At 62.2% G+C, this 17,187-nt stretch carries 16 protein-coding genes; 13 read left to right on the forward strand and 3 right to left on the reverse strand.

All coding sequences use genetic code 11. The annotated features are described in order from the left end of the window. Nucleotides 1-43 precede the first annotated feature (43 nt). Nucleotides 44-400 carry a dihydrodipicolinate reductase gene (locus V8J82_RS06610; protein WP_339973390.1) on the forward strand — a complete coding sequence of 119 codons (357 nt, stop codon included), beginning with the start codon at nt 44-46 and terminating at the stop codon, nt 398-400. Between the two features lie 25 nt (nt 401-425). Here V8J82_RS06610 and V8J82_RS06615 read toward each other — a convergent pair whose 3' ends face one another. Then, entirely contained in the window at nt 426-599 is a 174-nt protein-coding gene (locus V8J82_RS06615; protein WP_339973391.1) for a DUF1674 domain-containing protein, read from the reverse strand. Between the two features lie 73 nt (nt 600-672). On the opposite strand from V8J82_RS06615, the gene V8J82_RS06620 reads away from it, so the two are divergent. From V8J82_RS06620 to V8J82_RS06660, 9 genes are all read left to right on the forward strand, one after another. Continuing rightward, entirely contained in the window at nt 673-1,905 is a 1,233-nt protein-coding gene (locus V8J82_RS06620; protein ID WP_339973392.1) for an RsmB/NOP family class I SAM-dependent RNA methyltransferase, read from the forward strand. 54 nt (nt 1,906-1,959) lie between these two features. Further along, on the forward strand, nt 1,960-3,732 hold the full coding sequence (locus tag V8J82_RS06625) for a heparinase II/III family protein (RefSeq protein WP_339973394.1): 1,773 nt from the start codon (nt 1,960-1,962) through the stop codon (nt 3,730-3,732). A 32-nt stretch (nt 3,733-3,764) separates the two neighbouring features. Continuing rightward, nucleotides 3,765-5,348, forward strand: coding sequence for a bifunctional phosphoribosylaminoimidazolecarboxamide formyltransferase/IMP cyclohydrolase (gene purH, locus V8J82_RS06630; protein WP_339973397.1), 1,584 nt, complete (start codon nt 3,765-3,767; stop codon nt 5,346-5,348). Nucleotides 5,349-5,521: 173 nt separating this feature from the next. Further along, the gene (gene lspA / locus V8J82_RS06635) at nt 5,522-6,004 is read left to right on the forward strand and encodes a signal peptidase II (RefSeq protein ID WP_339973402.1); all 483 of its coding nucleotides are present in this window, start codon (nt 5,522-5,524) and stop codon (nt 6,002-6,004) included. A gap of 49 nt (nt 6,005-6,053) precedes the next feature. Further along, entirely contained in the window at nt 6,054-6,563 is a 510-nt protein-coding gene (locus V8J82_RS06640) for a DUF3035 domain-containing protein (RefSeq protein ID WP_339973404.1), read from the forward strand. 96 nt (nt 6,564-6,659) lie between these two features. Further along, nucleotides 6,660-8,030 (forward strand): M16 family metallopeptidase, encoded by a 1,371-nt coding sequence (locus tag V8J82_RS06645; protein ID WP_339973406.1) that lies wholly within the window; start codon nt 6,660-6,662, stop codon nt 8,028-8,030. Beyond that, complete coding sequence (locus V8J82_RS06650; RefSeq protein ID WP_339973408.1) at nt 8,027-9,343, forward strand: M16 family metallopeptidase; 1,317 nt, start codon at nt 8,027-8,029, stop codon at nt 9,341-9,343. The genes V8J82_RS06645 and V8J82_RS06650 overlap by 4 nt, the downstream gene beginning before the upstream one ends. A 54-nt stretch (nt 9,344-9,397) precedes the next feature. Further along, on the forward strand, nt 9,398-11,233 hold the full coding sequence (gene mutL / locus V8J82_RS06655; protein WP_339973410.1) for a DNA mismatch repair endonuclease MutL: 1,836 nt from the start codon (nt 9,398-9,400) through the stop codon (nt 11,231-11,233). A 3-nt stretch (nt 11,234-11,236) separates the two neighbouring features. After that, nucleotides 11,237-12,724 carry a DNA recombination protein RmuC gene (locus V8J82_RS06660; protein ID WP_339973412.1) on the forward strand — a complete coding sequence of 496 codons (1,488 nt, stop codon included), beginning with the start codon at nt 11,237-11,239 and terminating at the stop codon, nt 12,722-12,724. Here V8J82_RS06660 and V8J82_RS06665 read toward each other — a convergent pair. Beyond that, complete coding sequence (locus V8J82_RS06665) at nt 12,721-13,170, reverse strand: free L-methionine (R)-S-oxide reductase MsrC (protein ID WP_339973414.1); 450 nt, start codon at nt 13,168-13,170, stop codon at nt 12,721-12,723. The two genes, V8J82_RS06660 and V8J82_RS06665, sit on opposite strands and share 4 nt — an antisense overlap. 89 nt (nt 13,171-13,259) lie before the next feature. Beyond that, the gene (locus tag V8J82_RS06670; RefSeq protein ID WP_339973416.1) at nt 13,260-14,432 is read right to left on the reverse strand and encodes a thiolase family protein; all 1,173 of its coding nucleotides are present in this window, start codon (nt 14,430-14,432) and stop codon (nt 13,260-13,262) included. 90 nt (nt 14,433-14,522) lie between these two features. On the opposite strand from V8J82_RS06670, the gene V8J82_RS06675 reads away from it, so the two are divergent. From V8J82_RS06675 to V8J82_RS06685, 3 genes are all read left to right on the forward strand, one after another. Further along, complete coding sequence (locus V8J82_RS06675; RefSeq protein WP_339973418.1) at nt 14,523-14,870, forward strand: STAS domain-containing protein; 348 nt, start codon at nt 14,523-14,525, stop codon at nt 14,868-14,870. Between the two features lie 29 nt (nt 14,871-14,899). Further along, on the forward strand, nt 14,900-15,337 hold the full coding sequence (locus tag V8J82_RS06680; RefSeq protein WP_339973420.1) for an ATP-binding protein: 438 nt from the start codon (nt 14,900-14,902) through the stop codon (nt 15,335-15,337). Nucleotides 15,338-15,599: 262 nt separating this feature from the next. Next, a complete protein-coding gene (locus V8J82_RS06685; protein ID WP_339973422.1) occupies nt 15,600-17,180 on the forward strand; it encodes a gamma-glutamyltransferase family protein in 1,581 nt (526 codons plus the stop codon). Nucleotides 17,181-17,187: the final 7 nt, after the last annotated feature.

Raw genomic sequence — 17,187 nt, forward strand, 5'->3', positions numbered from 1 at the left:
CTATTTTCATATCAGTGTGTTGAGATCGGAGACGCCAATACCCATGCGGATCATCGCCGTTATCTCTTTTGTGCTGGCCGCCATGGCGCCGATCCACGCAGTGGCGCAGCTCGCACGGATCAGCGACCGTGACGCTTTTCTTTCTGTCGTGAACGGGCGCGAACTCAGCCGCGTTGGAATCCGCCTGCAGGTGCGCCCGGACGGCTCCATCGCTGGCCGCGCGCTAGGGCGCGATGTGACAGGCACCTGGACTTGGGAAAACGGTATGTTCTGTCGCACGCTGGATGCCGGAGATCGTCAGTTTGGACGCAATTGCCAGGTTGTGAGCGTCGATGGCGGGTCGATCCGCTTCCAGGCCGACCAAGGCACCGGTGACATCGCGGACTTCCGCATCCGTTAGCAACTCATCCGCAGATCTGCGTCGCTTAGAAATCGACGGCGATGCCCTTCTTTTCCCAATCGCCATAGCGCACCGGTTCGGGCCCGTCTCGACCGCCCAACTCAGCGGGCAGCTCCAAGTCTTTCGCCTTGGCGCGCCGGGCTTCCGCTTCGGCCAAAGCGCGTTTCGCGGCCTCTGGCAGGTCTTGCTTGTCTTCCATCGGGTCGCGCTCCGCTTGTGCCGGTGTCCCTCCTGATATACGCGGCGAAGCCTCAGGAACAAGGAGGCGCGCGATGCAAGCCCGCCAAGCCGCTCTGGCACTTTTGGATGCCGTTTTGCGCGAACACCGGATGTTGGCGCAGGTTCGAGTATCTGCCCAAGGCGCTGAGGCGGCGCGCGCCAGCCGTTTGGCAACCACAATCTTGCGCAATCTGGGCCAAGCCGATGCTGTCCTTCGACCCTATCTGGATCGCAAGCCCAGTCTGCCGGTGCAGAACCTTCTTCGGCTCGGCACTGTGGAACTGTTGCTAAACGGCGAGGATGCTCACGGGGTGACCGATGACCTGGTGAGCATTGCAAAATCTCGCGGTGGTACGCGCCGCGCCGCGGGGATGGTCAATGCGGTTCTCCGCAAGATCGCCGCCGAAGGACCCGCCGCATGGGATCAGGGCAGCCCGCAGCGATTGCCTGGATGGATCGCCAAACCACTGACCAAGCGCCTGAGCACAGACACCATCCGCGCCATCGAGGCGGTGCAGGCCCGTCCGGCGCCATTGGACATCACCCCTCGCGATCCAGATTTGGATCTGCCCGGCGCCACACGATTGCCAACCGGCTCGCTCCGCATCTCGGACAATGTGCAAGTCAGCGCCCTGCCGGGTTACGACGCAGGCGCCTTTTGGGTTCAAGACGCGGCCGCCGCTTTGCCGGTGCGTCTGCTGGGAGATGTTGCCGACAAACGCGTTCTGGACCTCTGCGCCGCGCCCGGTGGCAAGACCATGCAATTGGCCGCGGCTGGGGCTGACGTGACAGCGCTGGATGTCTCACCGGCGCGGATGAAACGCGTGACCGAAAACCTTGCGCGCACCGGCCTGACCGCAAAGCTGGTGACGGAGGACGCCTTTGACCATACCGAGCGTTATGATGCGATTCTGCTGGACGCGCCCTGCACGGCGTCCGGCACCATCCGCCGCCACCCCGATCTGCCTTTCCTGAAATCCGGTCGCGATGTCGAGCCGCTGACCAAGCTGCAAATGCGTCTGTTGGACCACGCGCTGACGCTTCTGAAGCCGGGCGGGACGCTGGTCTATTGCACCTGTTCGCTGCTGCCGGTCGAGGGAGAGTTTCAGATCACCGCGGCGCTGAAACGCCACGAGGCATTGCAGGTCATCCCCACAGATCCTACGACATTGGGCGGGTCGCGCGACTGGGCCAGCCCCGAAGGCGGGCTGCGTCTGCATCCGGCTTTATGGGCGGATATCGGCGGGATGGACGGGTTCTATATGGCGGCGCTCAGGATCGCGTGACTCCGGCCACGGCACCGCCTATTCTGCACCAAAACGACAGGCCCGTACCGACAAATGCCCGAGCAGCAGCCCCCCGCCCATTCCGGCGCCACGCCGGACGGCCCGCGCCCGCGCCCCCGCGCGCGGACCCGGTTCGGCTACCGGTTGGCGGCGTGGCGTGCAGGCTTTGGGCCTCGGATGCAGGGGCTGGTCTGGCGGCCTGAACCGCGATTTCCCGGCTCCACCGCCCGGGGACGGCAGCTTTTGGCGGGCAATTTTCGCATCGGCGGCGCTTTGGTCGAGGCCCCTGGCAACACCCCGTGGGAGATCGACGCGCCGAATGACGCGTTCTCTGACACGTTGCACAGTTTCGACTGGTTGGATGATCTGGCAGCGCTGCCCAAAGCGATGGGGCGCGACACCGCGCAGGATTGGCTCGGCGCTTGGCTGAAACGTCATGGCCGCGGACAAGGGGCGGTCTGGACCCCCGACCTTGCCGGGCGGCGGCAGATCCGTTGGATCAGTCAGGCACTGTTCCTGATGAACGGCCAAGACCCCATCGACACCAAGGCCTTTCACCGTGCCCTGGCGCGTCAGGCGCTGTTTCTCGAGGCGCGCTGGCGCCAGACCTCGCGCGGATTGCCTCGGTTTGAGGCGCTGACCGGCCTCATTTATTCCGCCTGCACCTTGATCGGGATGGAGACCTTGCTGGCTCCCGCCCTGAAAGGACTTGCCCAAGAATGTGCGACCGAGATCGACGCGCAGGGCGGCATCGCACCGCGCAATCCCGAAGAGTTGCTTGAGGTGTTTGTTTTGCTGACATGGGTGGCCCAGATCCTGACCGAGACCGGCAAGCGCCCGGACCCGGCGGTGGATACAGCCTTGATGCGGATCGCACCCACTTTGCGCGCGCTGCGCCACGCCGATGGCAGCCTGGTGCGGGCCCATGGTGGCGGGCGCGGGCGCACCGGACGCTTGGTTGGCGCGCTGGTGCAGTCGGGCATTCGCCCCTCGCGCCTTAAGGGTCTTGCGATGGGATTTGCCCGGATGGCGTCCGGCGGCACAACCGTGATCGCCGACGCGGCGCCACCGATGATGGGCCCCAAATCGGTCAATGCCCATGCCTCGACGCTGAGCTTCGAGATGACGGCAGGCATGCGCCCCGTGGTGGTCAGTGCCGGATCCGGCGCGGCGTTTGGCCCGAATTGGCGGCGCGCGGGTCGGGCGACTGTCAGTCATTCGACGCTGTCGCTTGAGGGATATTCCTCGTCTCGTCTGGCCAACAAGGCCAGCGATGTTCCGCCCGAACGCCAGGGCTTTGCCGAGGGACCCACCGATGTCGCGCTGCAAGTCTCCGAGATCGCGGGCGGTGAAAGCCTAACGCTCAGCCATGATGGCTGGCGGCGCAGCCACGGATTGGTGCATCTGCGATCCCTGACCCTGGAAGATCGCGGCAGCCTGCTGCGCGGCGAGGACGGCCTGGCGGCGTTGGATGCCGGGGATCGGTCTCGGTTCGAGCGGGTCAATCGCAATCTTCCGCCCGATCGCGGCCTGCGCTTCGCCGTGAGGTTCCACATCCATCCCGATGTCACCGCTGAGATCGATATGGGCGGTGCGGCAGTGTCCCTGACCCTGCCGAATGAAGAGGTTTGGGTGTTTCGCCATGGCGGCGAGGCCGAGATGGTCTTGCGGCCCTCGGTTTACTTCGATGCGGCGCGTCTGAAACCGCGCGCGACAAAACAGATCGTTCTCATGTCTCGCGTGACCGGGTATGGCGCTGCCGTAAGTTGGAGCTTCGCGCGCCCCGCCGCGCTGTTGCCCGCCCCTGACCTGCCCCAGATGATCTGACATCGCGGGGCGCACCGGCTAAAGGATCGCCCATGCAAGACCCCGCCCCCCTGACCCGCGCCCTGATCTCTGTCTCGGACAAAACTGGCCTTGTGGACTTTGCCCAGGCCCTGGCCGCGCGTGGGGTCGAGTTGTTGTCAACCGGTGGAACGGCAACCGCCTTGCGTGAGGCGGGCCTGGCGGTCCGCGATGTGTCGGAGGTGACGGGGTTTCCCGAAATGATGGATGGCAGGGTGAAAACGCTGCATCCGATGGTCCATGGTGGGCTCTTGGCGCTACGTGACAATCCCGACCACCTGGCCGCGATGGACGAACATGGGATCGGCGCCATCGACTTGCTCGTGGTGAATTTGTACCCGTTTGAGGCGACTGTTGCGGCGGGGGCGGATTACGACACTTGTATCGAAAATATCGATATCGGCGGGCCCGCCATGATCCGGGCGGCCGCCAAGAACCACGGCGCGGTGACCGTGCTGACCGATCCGGCGCAATATGAGGGTCTGCTCGAAGAGCTTGGCAGCGGCGGCACGAGTTTCGCCTTCCGACAGCGAATGGCGCAAGCGGCCTACGCTCGCACGGCGGCCTATGATGCCGCAGTCTCGGGGTGGATGGCAAAGGCAGCACGCATTGAAACGCCGCCTCACCGCGCCTTTGCGGGCAGCCTCGCGCAGGAAATGCGCTATGGCGAAAACCCACATCAGAAAGCGGCCTTCTATCTGGACCGATCGGCCAGGCCTGGGGTGGCCACGGCCACACAGCATCAAGGCAAGGCGCTGAGCTACAACAACATCAATGACACCGATGCTGCGTTTGAATTGGTGGCGGAGTTCTCCCCCGCCGACGGGCCTGCAGTGGCGGTCATTAAGCACGCCAATCCCTGCGGCGTCGCGCGCGGCGAGACTCTGCTGTCGGCATATCGTGCCGCGTTTGATTGCGACCGAACCAGCGCGTTTGGCGGCATTATCGCGCTGAACCAAATGCTCGACGGACCCACTGCGGAAGAGATCGTGCAAATCTTCACAGAGGTTGTGATCGCGCCTAATGCAGATGACGACGCCAAGGCGGTCTTCGCTGCGAAGAAGAACCTGCGGCTTCTGACGACGGGCGGATTGCCGGACCCGGCCGTGCCGATGATCAGCGTGAAACAGGTGGCAGGCGGCCTTTTGGTACAGGACAAGGACACCGGACGCGTGACCGAGGATGATTTGCGTGTGGTCACCAAACGCTCACCATCCGCCGCTGAGATGGCCGATCTACGCTTTGCCTGGAGCGTCGCGAAGCATGTGAAATCCAACGCGATTGTCTATGCCAAAGACAGTGCGACCGTTGGCATTGGAGCGGGTCAGATGAGCCGTGTGGACAGTTCGACCATCGCCGCACTGAAAGCGGGGCGGATGGGCACTGAGCTGGGACTGAGTGCCTCGCCAGCCGTTGGATCGGTTGTTGCGTCCGATGCGTTTTTCCCCTTCGCGGACGGCCTCCTGGCCGCTGCGGAGGCAGGTGCGACTGCGGTGATCCAGCCAGGCGGATCAATGCGCGACGACGAGGTGATCGCTGCCGCCGAAGAGGCAGGCCTCGCCATGGTGCTGACCGGCATGCGGCATTTCCGGCACTAGGCTTCGCTCTTGATCCAGAGGCACGCCTGCGGCGCAAGATCTTCCCTCGCCCTGCCGCCTGCGGCTTCGGGCTCAGGCGGGCGCCCTTGACACATGATTGCGCGAAGGTTGCTTGCGTCTAACCCTCTGGCCGGGCAGATGAAGGCCATCTACTGAGCGAAGAGATCTGATCCATGCGTCTTGTCACCTTGTCCACGCTGTTTTGGTTGATCGCAGACCAAGCCTCCAAATACGGGGTGATGTATGGGTTGAACCTGATTGAGACACGCGCGCTGGACGTGATGCCACCCTTGTTGACGTTCCGCCTTGGGTTCAACACCGGCGTCAATTTCGGATTGTTTTCCGGCGGACCGGACGTGATGCGATGGATTCTGATCGTTGTGGCGATCTTGATCATCCTTTGGCTGCTGTGGTGGGCGCGCCATGGCTTGACACGACCGATCGCGCTTGTGTCGGCGGGCGCAGTGATTGGCGGCGCATTGGGCAACACGTTTGACCGCTTGTTTCATGGCGGCGTCATCGATTTTCTGAACATGTCCTGCTGTGGGATCGTGAACCCCTACGTGTTCAATGTCGCCGATATCGGCATTGTCGGCGGCGCAATCGGATTGGTGTTCTTTGCCGATAAAGCCCGGACAGCGGATGATGCCCCGTGACGGGCCGGTTTAGATGGGTTAGGAACGGCTCCGCGAAGGAGTGAGTGCGATGGCGCAACGTTTGACGATTCTATCCGGGCTACTGGTCACATTGGCGCTTGCGGCATGCAGTGACGGGCGGACCCCGCAATTGATGAACCTGCGCAACACCGAATCCGGGCCGGATGAATTTGCCATTGTCCCCACCCGCGAGCTTGAGCTTGCGGTTGATCGTGGACAATTGCCGACCCCCACGCCCGGCGGCACGAACCGCGCCGATCCGACGCCGGAAGCCGACGCGATCGCTGCTTTGGGTGGCAATATCAACCGCGCCTCGGGCGCATCAGCCGGTCTGGTCAATCATGCGAGCCGGTTTGGGGTCGCCCCGGATATCCGCAGCACGCTGGCCGCGGAAGACGAGGATTTCCGGCGACGCAACGATGGCCGCCTGTTGGAACGTGTATTCGGCACCAGCGTCTATTTCCGCGCCTATAGCCGCCAGGCTCTCGACCGCTATGCCGAGCTTGAGCGTCTGCGCCGCTCGGGCGTGCGCACTCCCACGGCGCCACCGCCGGAATAGGCAATGCGTCACGTCTGTGTCAGGTTGGTTGATGCAATGCCGTCTGGGGATACATATCTGCACGTAGATTGATCGCTTTTCCCGCGGAGGACATCCATGTTCCGACCCTTGCGCTTGGCCATTGGCCTCGCAGTCATTCCATTTGCAGCCGCCCAAGCTGCCGATGATGTGACCGAATTCACCCTCGACAATGGCATGCATGTGGTCGTGATCGAAGATCATCGCAGCCCCTCGGTCACGCATATGGTGTGGTATCGCGCCGGAGCTGCGGATGAGTTGCCGGGTCAATCGGGGATCGCGCATTTCCTGGAACACCTGATGTTCAAGGCGACGGATGATCTGGAAACACGCGAATTCAGCCGGATCGTTGAGGCAAATGGTGGATCGGACAACGCGTTCACCTCTTGGGATTACACCGCCTATCACCAGCGCGTCGCCTCGGACCGGCTGGGATTGATGATGCAGATGGAAGCCGACCGGATGCGGGACCTGATCCTGGACCCCGGTCAAGTCGATACCGAGCGCCAGGTGATCTTGGAAGAGCGCGCGCAGCGCACGGATACGTCACCAGGCGCGCTGTTCAATGAACAACTGCGCGCTGCTATGTATCTCAACCATCCCTATGGCCGTCCGATCATCGGCTGGCGTCATGAGATGCTGGGCCTGACGCTGGAACATGCGCGCGACTGGTATGAACTGCATTATCACCCCAACAACGCGATCCTGATCGTGGCGGGTGATGCGACGCCCGAAGAGGTGCGCGCGCTGGCTGAAGAGCATTACGGCCCCATCCCAGCCCATCCCGATATCGTGGCGGAGGAAAGCAGAACCCGCCCGCAGGAACCGCCCCATACTGCAACCCGTTACGTGCATTACGAAGATCCGCGCGTCGCCAATCCCTATGTGTCGATCAACTTCCTTGCGCCCGAGCGGGATGCCGGGGATCAGGAAGAGGCCGCCGCGCTGACGCTTCTGGCCGCGGTTCTGGGCGGGTCGGATTTCACCTCCGTCCTGTCACGGGAATTGCAGATTGAAAGCGAACGTTCTTTGTTCTCAGCCGCCTACTACAACAGCACCTCGCTTGATGCATCCAGCTTCACATTGCTGAACATGCCGGTGCCCGGCGTTTCGCTGGAAGAGGCCGAGACCGAGATCATGGAGGTAATCGACACCTTCCTCGAAGACGGCATCGAACCCGCGCAATTCGAGAGGATCCAGTTCCAGTTTGCCGCGTCAGAGATCTACGCCGAAGACGATGTGGCTGCGCTGGCCAACGCATATGGTGGGGCATTGACCAGCGGGTTGACCGTTGCCGATATCCAGGCCTGGCCTGATGTGATCGCTGCCACAACGATTGAGGATGTGATGGAGGCGGCCCGCGATCTGTTCGCCAATGAGGCGACAACCATCGGCTATCTGTCCCGCCCCGAAGCTGAGGAAACCGCAACCTCCGAGGTGTCCCAATGATTGCCCGTTTCATCGCTCCAGCATTCGCGTTGATCGCATTCGCCTTGCCGGCATCGGCCAATGTCGACATTCAGCGCGTGACCTCGCCCGGCGGACTAGAAGCCTGGCTGGTTCAAGATAATTCGATCCCCTTCGTCGCGATTGATTTGTGGTTCGATGGCGGTGGCTCAGCCGATGTCGAGGGAGCCCGGGGTGCCGTGCATCTTATGGCCGCGACGCTTGAAGAGGGCACCGGAGATCTGGATTCCCAGCAATTCGCCGCAACGCTCGAAGGTTTGGCCGCATCATTTTCGTTTTCGACCTATCGCGACAATCTGGTCGTGTCGGCGCAAATGCTGACCGAGAATAGGGAAGACGCCCTGGCTTTGCTGCGTGGCGCGCTGGTTGAACCATCCTTCGATCCGGTTGCGGTGGAACGTGTGCGCACGCAGGTGATCCAAGGCCTGCAGGCGGACGCAAACGACCCAAACGACATCGCCAGTCTGACGTTCAACGAGCTTGCCTTTCAGGACCACCCCTATGGATCGTCGCTGGATGGTACGATCGAAAGCGTCACCGCGCTGACCCGCGATGATCTGGTCACGGCCCATCGCAACATCTTGGTGCGAGACCGCGTCGCCATCGGCGTGGCGGGCGACATTACACCCGAGGATCTGGGGGTGCTGCTGGACAATCTGCTAGGCGATCTGCCGCTGGCCGAAATCGAGCTACCCGGTGACGTGACACCCACCTTGCCCGGCGGCGTGTCGGTCGTGGATTTTCCCACGCCGCAATCCTCTGTGCTGTTTGGCCATTCGGGGATCGCACGCGACGATCCGGATTTCTTCCCCGCCTTTGTCATGAACCAAGTCCTGGGCGCTGGCGGCTATCGCTCACGCCTGATGGAAGAGGTGCGCGAACAGCGCGGTCTGACCTATGGGATCAGCACGTGGCTGTCTTTGGGCGCAAATTCACCGATGATGATGGGTGGGTTTTCCTCGTCCAACGACCTGGTGGGCGAAGCAATTGAGGTCGTTCAAGCACAATGGGCCGATATCGCCGAAAATGGCATCACCCAGGCCGAGTTGGAGGCCGCTCAGCGCTACATGACCGGCTCTTACCCGCTACGCTTCGAGGGCAATTCTGAGATCGCCGGGATCATGGCTGCGATGCAGTCCGACGACATGCCCGTCGACTACATCAACACCCGCAATGACAACGTGATGGCGGTGACAGTTGAAGACATCCAGCGCGTTGCGGCGCGCCTGGTTGATCCCGATGGCCTGCATTTTGTCGTCGTGGGTCAGCCCGAAGGGTTGGAGGCGTCGAACTAGACGCTTTTCCGAATCGGTTCCAATACCGGGCATGGCCATGCTACAAGTTGTTGTATGGCCACCCCGACCCCCAATATAAGCATTGACGTCCCAGATCCTGTACGCCCGGTGATCCGGCAGCTTGATGAAGCTGCGATCAATCGCATCGCCGCGGGGGAGGTTGTCGAACGTCCCGCCTCTGCCGTCAAAGAGCTGGTGGAGAACGCCATCGATGCGGAGGCGCGGCGCATCGTCATCGAAATCGCCCATGGTGGCAAAACGCTGATCCGAGTGCATGACGATGGTGTGGGGATGGGGCCTGAGGATCTGCCGCTCGCCCTGTCGCGCCATGCCACCTCCAAGATCGATGGCAGCGATTTGCTGAATATCCGCTCGTTTGGATTTCGCGGCGAGGCGCTGCCGAGCCTTGGGGCGGTTGGGCGTCTATCGATCACTTCGCGCGCGGACGGCGACGTCGCTCACCAGATCCGCGTGGCCGGTAGCACTCATGATCCCGTTAGGCCCGCCGCCCTAAACCGCGGCACAGTTGTTGAATTGCGCGATCTGTTCTTTGCCACGCCCGCGCGACTGAAATTCCTCCGCTCCGATCGTGCCGAGATGCAGGCCATCACCGATGTCGTAAAACGCCTGGCCATGGCTGAGCCCGCCATCGGATTCACCCTAAAAGACGTGTCCGACGGCGAGCGGGTGACCTTTCGCGCCGATCCTGAAAGCGGCGATCTATTCGACGCGTTGCGCGGGCGGCTGACGACCATCCTGGGCCGGGACTTTACCGAAAACGCCCTGCCCATTGATGCAGAGCGCGAAGGCCTGCGCCTAACCGGCTATGCCGCTTTGCCGACCTATTCTCGCGGCTCTGCGGTGGCGCAGTTTCTGTTCGTGAATGGCCGCCCGGTCCGTGACAAACTGCTGATCGGCGCCCTGCGTGCGGCCTATATGGATGTCCTCAGCCGGGATCGGCACCCTGCTGCGGTTCTATTCATCGATTGTCCGCCTGAACGGGTCGATGTCAACGTCCATCCCGCCAAATCCGAGGTGCGGTTCCGTGAACCCGGGGTCGCGCGCAGCATGATCATCACCGGATTGCGCCATGCCCTGGCCGAGGCGGGTCATCGCGCATCCTCGACTGTGGCCCATGCGACGCTCGGTGCATTTAGCGCTGAGCCGGTAAACCATACGCCCCGCATCTACCAGATGGATCGGCCCGCTGAACGGCCTTTGCCGCGGGCGACCGGCTTTGCAGAAGTCGCACCCGATTGGTCGGCCCCGACCGCACGCGTCGAGGCGCCGAACCCCGTTCAGACCGATCCCGACGGTCCTTTGGGTGCGGCCCGCGCACAGGTGCATGAGAATTACATCATCGCCCAGACGCCGAATGGCCTTGTCATTGTCGATCAACATGCCGCCCATGAGCGGCTGGTCTATGAACGGCTGAAAGCGCAGATAGCGGAGCGCGGTGTGGCGCGGCAAGCTTTGCTGATCCCCGAAATCGTCACTCTCGGCCCCGACGCGGATCGGCTGATCGATCATGCCACGGAGTTGGAGCGGTTTGGCCTGCTGATCGAAGCCTTTGGCCCCGGCACCATCGCGGTGCGCGAAACCCCCGCCATTTTGGGAGAAATCAACGCCGAGGCTCTGCTGCGCGACATCCTGGATGAATTGTCGGATCTGGGGGATAGCCAAACGCTGCAAGCCCGCGTCGAGGCGGTTCTAAGCCGCGTCGCCTGCCATGGTTCAATCCGGTCTGGCCGCCGGATGGGCGCAGATGAGATGAATGCATTGCTGCGCGAAATGGAGGCTACGCCTCTGAGCGGACAATGCAATCACGGCCGGCCCACCTATGTGGAGTTGAAGCTCAGCGATATCGAACGTCTGTTCGGGCGGAGTTGAGCGATGGAAAACGCCCCGCTTTTCGCATTCCTGGATCGCCTGGCCACCCGCCTGCGTGAGACCAGCCCATTCGGGCCCGAAATCGATCCCCTGCCCGCCTATCTGCTGGTCTTGATGCTGGTCGCCTTGCTGTTGTTCATCGCCTGGATCCTCCGCGGCGCACGCCTGCGCCGGGCCGCACGCGATTTGGCGGCGATGGAGGATCTGCGCCGGCAGCACGCCGCGACCGAAGCCCGCGCCGAGCGCCTGCCTGAGTTAGAACAGCAATTGACCGATGCGCGGGAGGAACGCGACGGCCTGCTCGGCGCGCTTAACGCGGCCGAGGCAAAGTTGGAAACGGTTGAGGCGACACATGCAGCGCGGCTGCAGGAATTGCAGGGCCTGAACGAGGCACTGAAATCGCAATTCAAGAATCTTGCAGGCGAAGTGTTGGAGGGAAATTCCAAGGCTTTTCTGGACCGCGTGACCGAACGCTTTGCCACCCATTCCGAAACCGCAAAGGCCGAGCTTGATGCGCGACAAAAGGCCATAGACGGCATGGTCAAACCGCTGAATGAGCGGCTTGGCGCGTTCGATACGGTCCTGCGCGAGATGGAAAAGACCCGCACCGATGCCTACAGCGCGATCAAGACGCAGGTGGAGGAGCTGAAGCTTGGCCAGCGCGATCTGACCGGTGAGACACGGAAACTGGTCCAGGCTTTGCGCGCGCCGAAGACCCGAGGGAAATGGGGTGAGATGCAATTGCGCCAAGTTTGCGAATTGGCGGGCATGACCGAGCATGTGGATTTTGAAACCGAGGTCAGCCACCAGACCGAAAGCGGCTTACAGCGCCCTGATGCGATCGTGCGGATGCCCGGCGGGCGGTCTTTGGTAATCGACGCCAAAACCTCGCTCGATGGATATCTGGATGCGCTTGAGGCAGAGACGCCGGAAGCGCGCGATTTGGCCATCCGTCGCCATGCGCGGCAGGTGGCAGACCATGTGAAAGCGCTATCCTCAAAGCGCTATTTCGACCTGTTGCAGAACACGCCGGATTTCGTTGTGATGTTCATTCCCGGCGATGTGTTTTTGTCCGCGGCCGTCGAAGCGGATCCCGGTTTGATTGAGCGCGCGATGGAGGCGCGGGTGGTCATCGCGACACCCTCCACATTGGTGGCCTTGTTCCGCACAATTGCATTTGGCTGGCAGCAAGAGGCCATCGCCGAGAACGCCATCACAATCCACCGCGAAGCGAAGGATCTATATGGCCGCCTCGCCACATTTGCCGGTAACCTGCAGAAGGTGGGCACGGCGCTAAACCGATCCGTTGAAAGCTACAACAAGGCGATGGGATCGCTTGAGGCGCGGGTTTTACCATCTGCGCGCAAGCTGGAGGCAATGCAAGTGGTTCAAGACGCGGCACCCGACCTGAAAGACGCACAGCGTGTCGAAACCGTCCCCCGCACGCTGACCGCGCCGGAATTGACGATCGTATCAGGCGACGGTGACTAGCGGCTGAAGGTTTCGCTCAGGATTTGTTGCAACGCGGACGCATCTTCGTCGGTGAACGCGGCGGGTTTATCGCTGTCGATATCCAAAACAGCAATCAACGCGCCCTGTTTGTCCCAGACCGGCAGGACAATCTCGGATCGGGTGGATGACGCACAGGCAATATGGCCAGGAAACGCATCGACATCGGGCACCAACTGTACTTGCCCCGTTCGAGCCGCCGCACCGCAGACCCCCCGGTCGAAGGGGATCACTAGACAGCCATGACCGCCCTGATAGGGACCGATCTTTAGAAGACGTGGCTCCGTAACGCGATAAAACCCCGTCCAATCGAACCTGTCATCGGCATGGTGCAGTTCGCAAGCGACAGTCGCCATCAAGGCGACCTCATCTGTTTCTCCCTCTGTCAGAGCGGCAATGGTTTTGGACAGAAGCGTGTAATCGGCCATGTCTACCTGCTTTGCTTAGGAAAGAGGGGCGCTGCCCCGCGGCTTTGCCGCCCCCCGGAGTTTTCTTGCCAAGATGAAAGGGGCGCGGGCTAGGCGCGTTCGATCGCAATCGCGGTGCCTTCGCCGCCTCCAATGCAGATCGCGGCGACACCGCGTTTCAGGCCCCGCGCCTCGAGCGCATGAAGCAGCGTCACCATGATCCGCGCGCCGGATGCACCGATGGGGTGGCCCAAAGCGCAGGCGCCACCATTCACGTTCATCTTCTCGCGTGGAATGTTCATCTCGCGCATGAAGGCCATCGGCACCACCGCGAAGGCTTCATTTACCTCCCACAGATCGACGTCCTCTGCGGTCCAATCGAGGCGATCGAGCAGCTTACGCGCTGCTGGAACGGGCGCAGTTGGGAACAAAGCGGGCGCGTGAGCGTGAGAGGCATGGCCAAGAATGCGCGCTCGGACCGCCAGGCCCTTGGCCTCGACCGCGTCAGAGCGTGCCAGCACCAGCGCCGCGGCGCCATCGGAGATGGAGGAAGAATTGGCTGCTGTAACCGTTCCCCCCTCACGGAAGGCGGGCTTGAGTTGCGGGATCTTCTCGGGGCGGGCATTGCCCGGCTGTTCATCTTCGGCAACCTGCACGTCGCCTTTGCGGCCGCGGATCGTCACCGGTGTCACCTCGGACGCAAAGGCACCGGACGTGATGGCGCTGAGCGCATTGTCGAGCGATCTCAGTGCGTAAGCGTCTTGATCTGCGCGGGTGAATTGGAATGCCTCGGCACAATCTTCGGCGAAGGTGCCCATCAAGCGACCTTTGTCATAGGCGTCTTCAAGGCCGTCAAGGAACATGTGATCGATAGCCCCCTGATGACCGATCCGTGCACCGCCGCGCATCGCAGGCAGGAGGTAAGGGGCATTGGTCATCGATTCCATGCCGCCGGCGACGATCACATCGGCTTGGCCAAGCGCTAGCGCATCATGGGACATCATCGCGGCTTTCATCCCGGAGCCGCACATCTTGTTGAGCGTGGTCGCGGGCACCTCTTCGCCGAGACCGGCGTGGAAGCCTGCCTGGCGCGCCGGAGCTTGGCCCTGCCCCGCGGGCAACACGCAGCCCATCAGCAATTCGTCCACCTGATGCGCTCGTGCGTCGTCCAAAGCTGCCCGGATCGCTGTACCGCCGAGTTCGGCCGCGCTAAGCCCTGTCAAAGCGCCCTGAAACCCGCCCATCGGTGTGCGCGACGCCCCTGCAATCACGATATCTGCCATGGCCTCCCCCAATTGCAGTCCCGTTAACAACCAAATCGTAAGGATTTGCTCCCTAAGGTCCTATCAGACAGTTTTGCGTAAGGACATGACATGAGTCTTTCTTTCACGGATCATGAGCATTGCGGCGTTGTTCGGGTCGATACCGCGCGCCTGGATGCAAGCATCGCGATTCAATTCAAGGATCAGTTCCGCACAATGACAGAAGATTGCGGTGACGTAATCTTGGATCTCAGCAACGTGGAATTCATCGATTCGAGCGGGCTGGGCGCCGTGGTCGCCGTCTACAAGGGACTTGAGGCAGGGCGCGTGATGGCGCTGGCCGGGCTGCAACCGCCGGTTCAGAAAGTGATGACGTTGACGCGCATGAATGCCGTGTTCGCCATCTTCCCAACGCTGGAGGGCGCCCTGGCCGCAGCTGGACCAACCGCAGCGGAGTAGTAGCTGTGGCGGGCCATGCGCATTCACACATGATCGGGCCGGATTCCGCCTTTCACTGTCATTTCGGTGCCAGCACGTCGGCGGTTCGCGAGGCTTTGATTGAGACGCACGATGCGCTCAGTTCGCGTGGCATAGAACAGGATATGACCGAGACGGTTCAGATCGTCTTGGCAGAGGTGCTCAATAATGTCGTCGAACACGCCTATGGCGAAGTGGAAGGCGGCCCGATTGAAATGACGATCTGGCTTGAGCCTGAAGGCTTGCATTGCGAAGTGCGCGATTGCGGGATCGCAATGCCCAATGATGAATTGCCGTCCGGCGCATTCCCCGAGATCGACAAAAACAATCGTGACAGCCTCCCCGAGGGTGGGTTCGGCTGGGCCATGGTCCTGACAATGGTGGCTAGCATCGCCTATCAGCGTGAGGGCGGAATGAACCGCCTACGGTTTCAAATCACACATCCTTGATCGCATATCAGTCAGGCCATCCAGCGATTGCCGCGAATTTCGACCATACGCCCCATCATTGCCCCAATTCGACCCAACGCATGCCCCGTTACCTGAGCATATCATGACGTGTAGCTGCAGAGGCTTCCCTCGGCGTCGCGTGTCAAAGCCCCCACCCAGTGCGTGACGTCGAGGCCCTCTGCAGCCACAACTCCCTTAAAATCTCCCTTGTCCCCGACGATCACCTCTCTAGGGTTCGCAGAAGAAATGGATGGAGGGCACGATGCGCGATTTTCACAGACCGGGGCGGTCGACCGTCTTCGCTGATCAGGGGATGTGCGCGACGTCGCATCCGCTCGCCGCGCAAACCGCTATCGCCATCCTACAGCAAGGCGGCAACGCTGTGGATGCCGCCATCGCTGCCGCGCTTCTTCTGGGTATATGCGAGCCGCAGATGACTGGGATCGGCGGCGATATGTTTGCGTTGATTTCCAAACCCGATGGTAGCCTGACGGGAGTGAACGCCTCTGGCCGCGCACCCGCCGGGCTCGACGCAGCCGATCTGCGCGCCAGGGGCATGGAGAAGGTCCCGGCCGGAGATGTTTCTGCAATCACTATCCCGGGCGCGGTGGACGGGTTCTGCCGCTTGCACGGCGACATGGGCAACTTGCCGCTTGATCAGATCGTGGCCCCGGCCATCCATTATGCCGAGGCTGGTGTGCCTGTCGCACCGCGTGTCGCAGCGGATTGGGAAGAAGCCGTCGCGCGCCTCCAGGGCAAGGCGCGTGATCTGTTCAGCGCCGATGGTGCCCCGTTCTCCAGCGCGTCACGCTTCGCCGCGCCCGCCCAAGCCGAGGTATTGCGCCGCATTGCGACCCACGGCCGCGCCGGATTTTACGAAAGCGAGGTGGCCGAGGATATGGTCTCCAGCCTCCGAGCACTTGGCGGCACCCACACTCTGGATGATTTCGCCGCAACCGCAGCCACCTACGTCACCCCGATCTCAACCACCTATCGCGGCGCCGAGCTGATCGAATTGCCCCCCAACGGCCAAGGTGCCACCGCCATGCTGCTGGCCCATATGCTGGAACGTTACGATATCGCCAGCATGGACCCAAACGGCGCCGAGCGGGCCCATCTAGAGGCTGAGGCTACAAAGCTTGCCTATGACGCGCGCAACCGCTTCCTGGCAGACCCCGATGCGACGGCGCGGCTCGACCATATGCTCAGCCGTGGTACCGCGGCGCGGCTCACTGATCTGATCGATCCCACCCGAGCCATGGCCGATCCGGCCCCGCTGACCGAAGCCACTCATCGCGAGACCGTTTATCTGACCGTGGTGGACAGCAACCGCATGGCGGTTTCGATGATCTATTCGATCTTTTCCAGCTTCGGCGCCGGGCTGGCGAGCGACAAGTTTGGCATCCTGTTCCATGACCGCGGTGCGGGCTTCACCTTAACTGAGGGCCACCCAAACGAGGCTGGGCCGGGCAAACGCCCGATGCACACGATCATTCCCGCCCTTCTGCGCGAGGCCGATGGCAGCCTGATGCCCTTCGGCGTCATGGGCGGTCAATACCAGGCCACCGGCCATGTTCGGTTTCTGTCCAATGTGGTGGATTTCGGTATGGGCCCCCAGGCTGCGATCGATGCACCGCGCTGTTTCGCGGATGCCGATCTGGGTGGATTGCGCGTGGAAGACAGCTACGCGCCGTCGGTGCGGGATGAACTCGCCGCGCTCGGGCACACCGTCATCCAGACCGACCTGCCGATTGGCGGGGCACAGGCGATCCGTATCCGGGCCGATGGAGTGCTGGAAGGCGGCAGCGACCCGCGCAAAGACGGGATCGCGTTGGGGTATTAGCGCCCCG

Origin of the sequence: Gymnodinialimonas mytili (genome assembly GCF_037544085.1) — a bacterium.
GTDB lineage: Bacteria > Pseudomonadota > Alphaproteobacteria > Rhodobacterales > Rhodobacteraceae > Gymnodinialimonas > Gymnodinialimonas mytili.

Coding starts and splice junctions, on each gene's coding strand:
- V8J82_RS06610 (WP_339973390.1), top strand. CDS start 44: ATGCGGATCATCGCCGTTATCTCTTTTGTGCTGGCCGCCATGGCGCCG.
- V8J82_RS06615 (WP_339973391.1), bottom strand. CDS start 599: ATGGAAGACAAGCAAGACCTGCCAGAGGCCGCGAAACGCGCTTTGGCC.
- V8J82_RS06620 (WP_339973392.1), top strand. CDS start 673: ATGCAAGCCCGCCAAGCCGCTCTGGCACTTTTGGATGCCGTTTTGCGC.
- V8J82_RS06625 (WP_339973394.1), top strand. CDS start 1,960: ATGCCCGAGCAGCAGCCCCCCGCCCATTCCGGCGCCACGCCGGACGGC.
- purH (WP_339973397.1), top strand. CDS start 3,765: ATGCAAGACCCCGCCCCCCTGACCCGCGCCCTGATCTCTGTCTCGGAC.
- lspA (WP_339973402.1), top strand. CDS start 5,522: ATGCGTCTTGTCACCTTGTCCACGCTGTTTTGGTTGATCGCAGACCAA.
- V8J82_RS06640 (WP_339973404.1), top strand. CDS start 6,054: ATGGCGCAACGTTTGACGATTCTATCCGGGCTACTGGTCACATTGGCG.
- V8J82_RS06645 (WP_339973406.1), top strand. CDS start 6,660: ATGTTCCGACCCTTGCGCTTGGCCATTGGCCTCGCAGTCATTCCATTT.
- V8J82_RS06650 (WP_339973408.1), top strand. CDS start 8,027: ATGATTGCCCGTTTCATCGCTCCAGCATTCGCGTTGATCGCATTCGCC.
- mutL (WP_339973410.1), top strand. CDS start 9,398: ATGGCCACCCCGACCCCCAATATAAGCATTGACGTCCCAGATCCTGTA.
- V8J82_RS06660 (WP_339973412.1), top strand. CDS start 11,237: ATGGAAAACGCCCCGCTTTTCGCATTCCTGGATCGCCTGGCCACCCGC.
- V8J82_RS06665 (WP_339973414.1), bottom strand. CDS start 13,170: ATGGCCGATTACACGCTTCTGTCCAAAACCATTGCCGCTCTGACAGAG.
- V8J82_RS06670 (WP_339973416.1), bottom strand. CDS start 14,432: ATGGCAGATATCGTGATTGCAGGGGCGTCGCGCACACCGATGGGCGGG.
- V8J82_RS06675 (WP_339973418.1), top strand. CDS start 14,523: ATGAGTCTTTCTTTCACGGATCATGAGCATTGCGGCGTTGTTCGGGTC.
- V8J82_RS06680 (WP_339973420.1), top strand. CDS start 14,900: ATGATCGGGCCGGATTCCGCCTTTCACTGTCATTTCGGTGCCAGCACG.
- V8J82_RS06685 (WP_339973422.1), top strand. CDS start 15,600: ATGCGCGATTTTCACAGACCGGGGCGGTCGACCGTCTTCGCTGATCAG.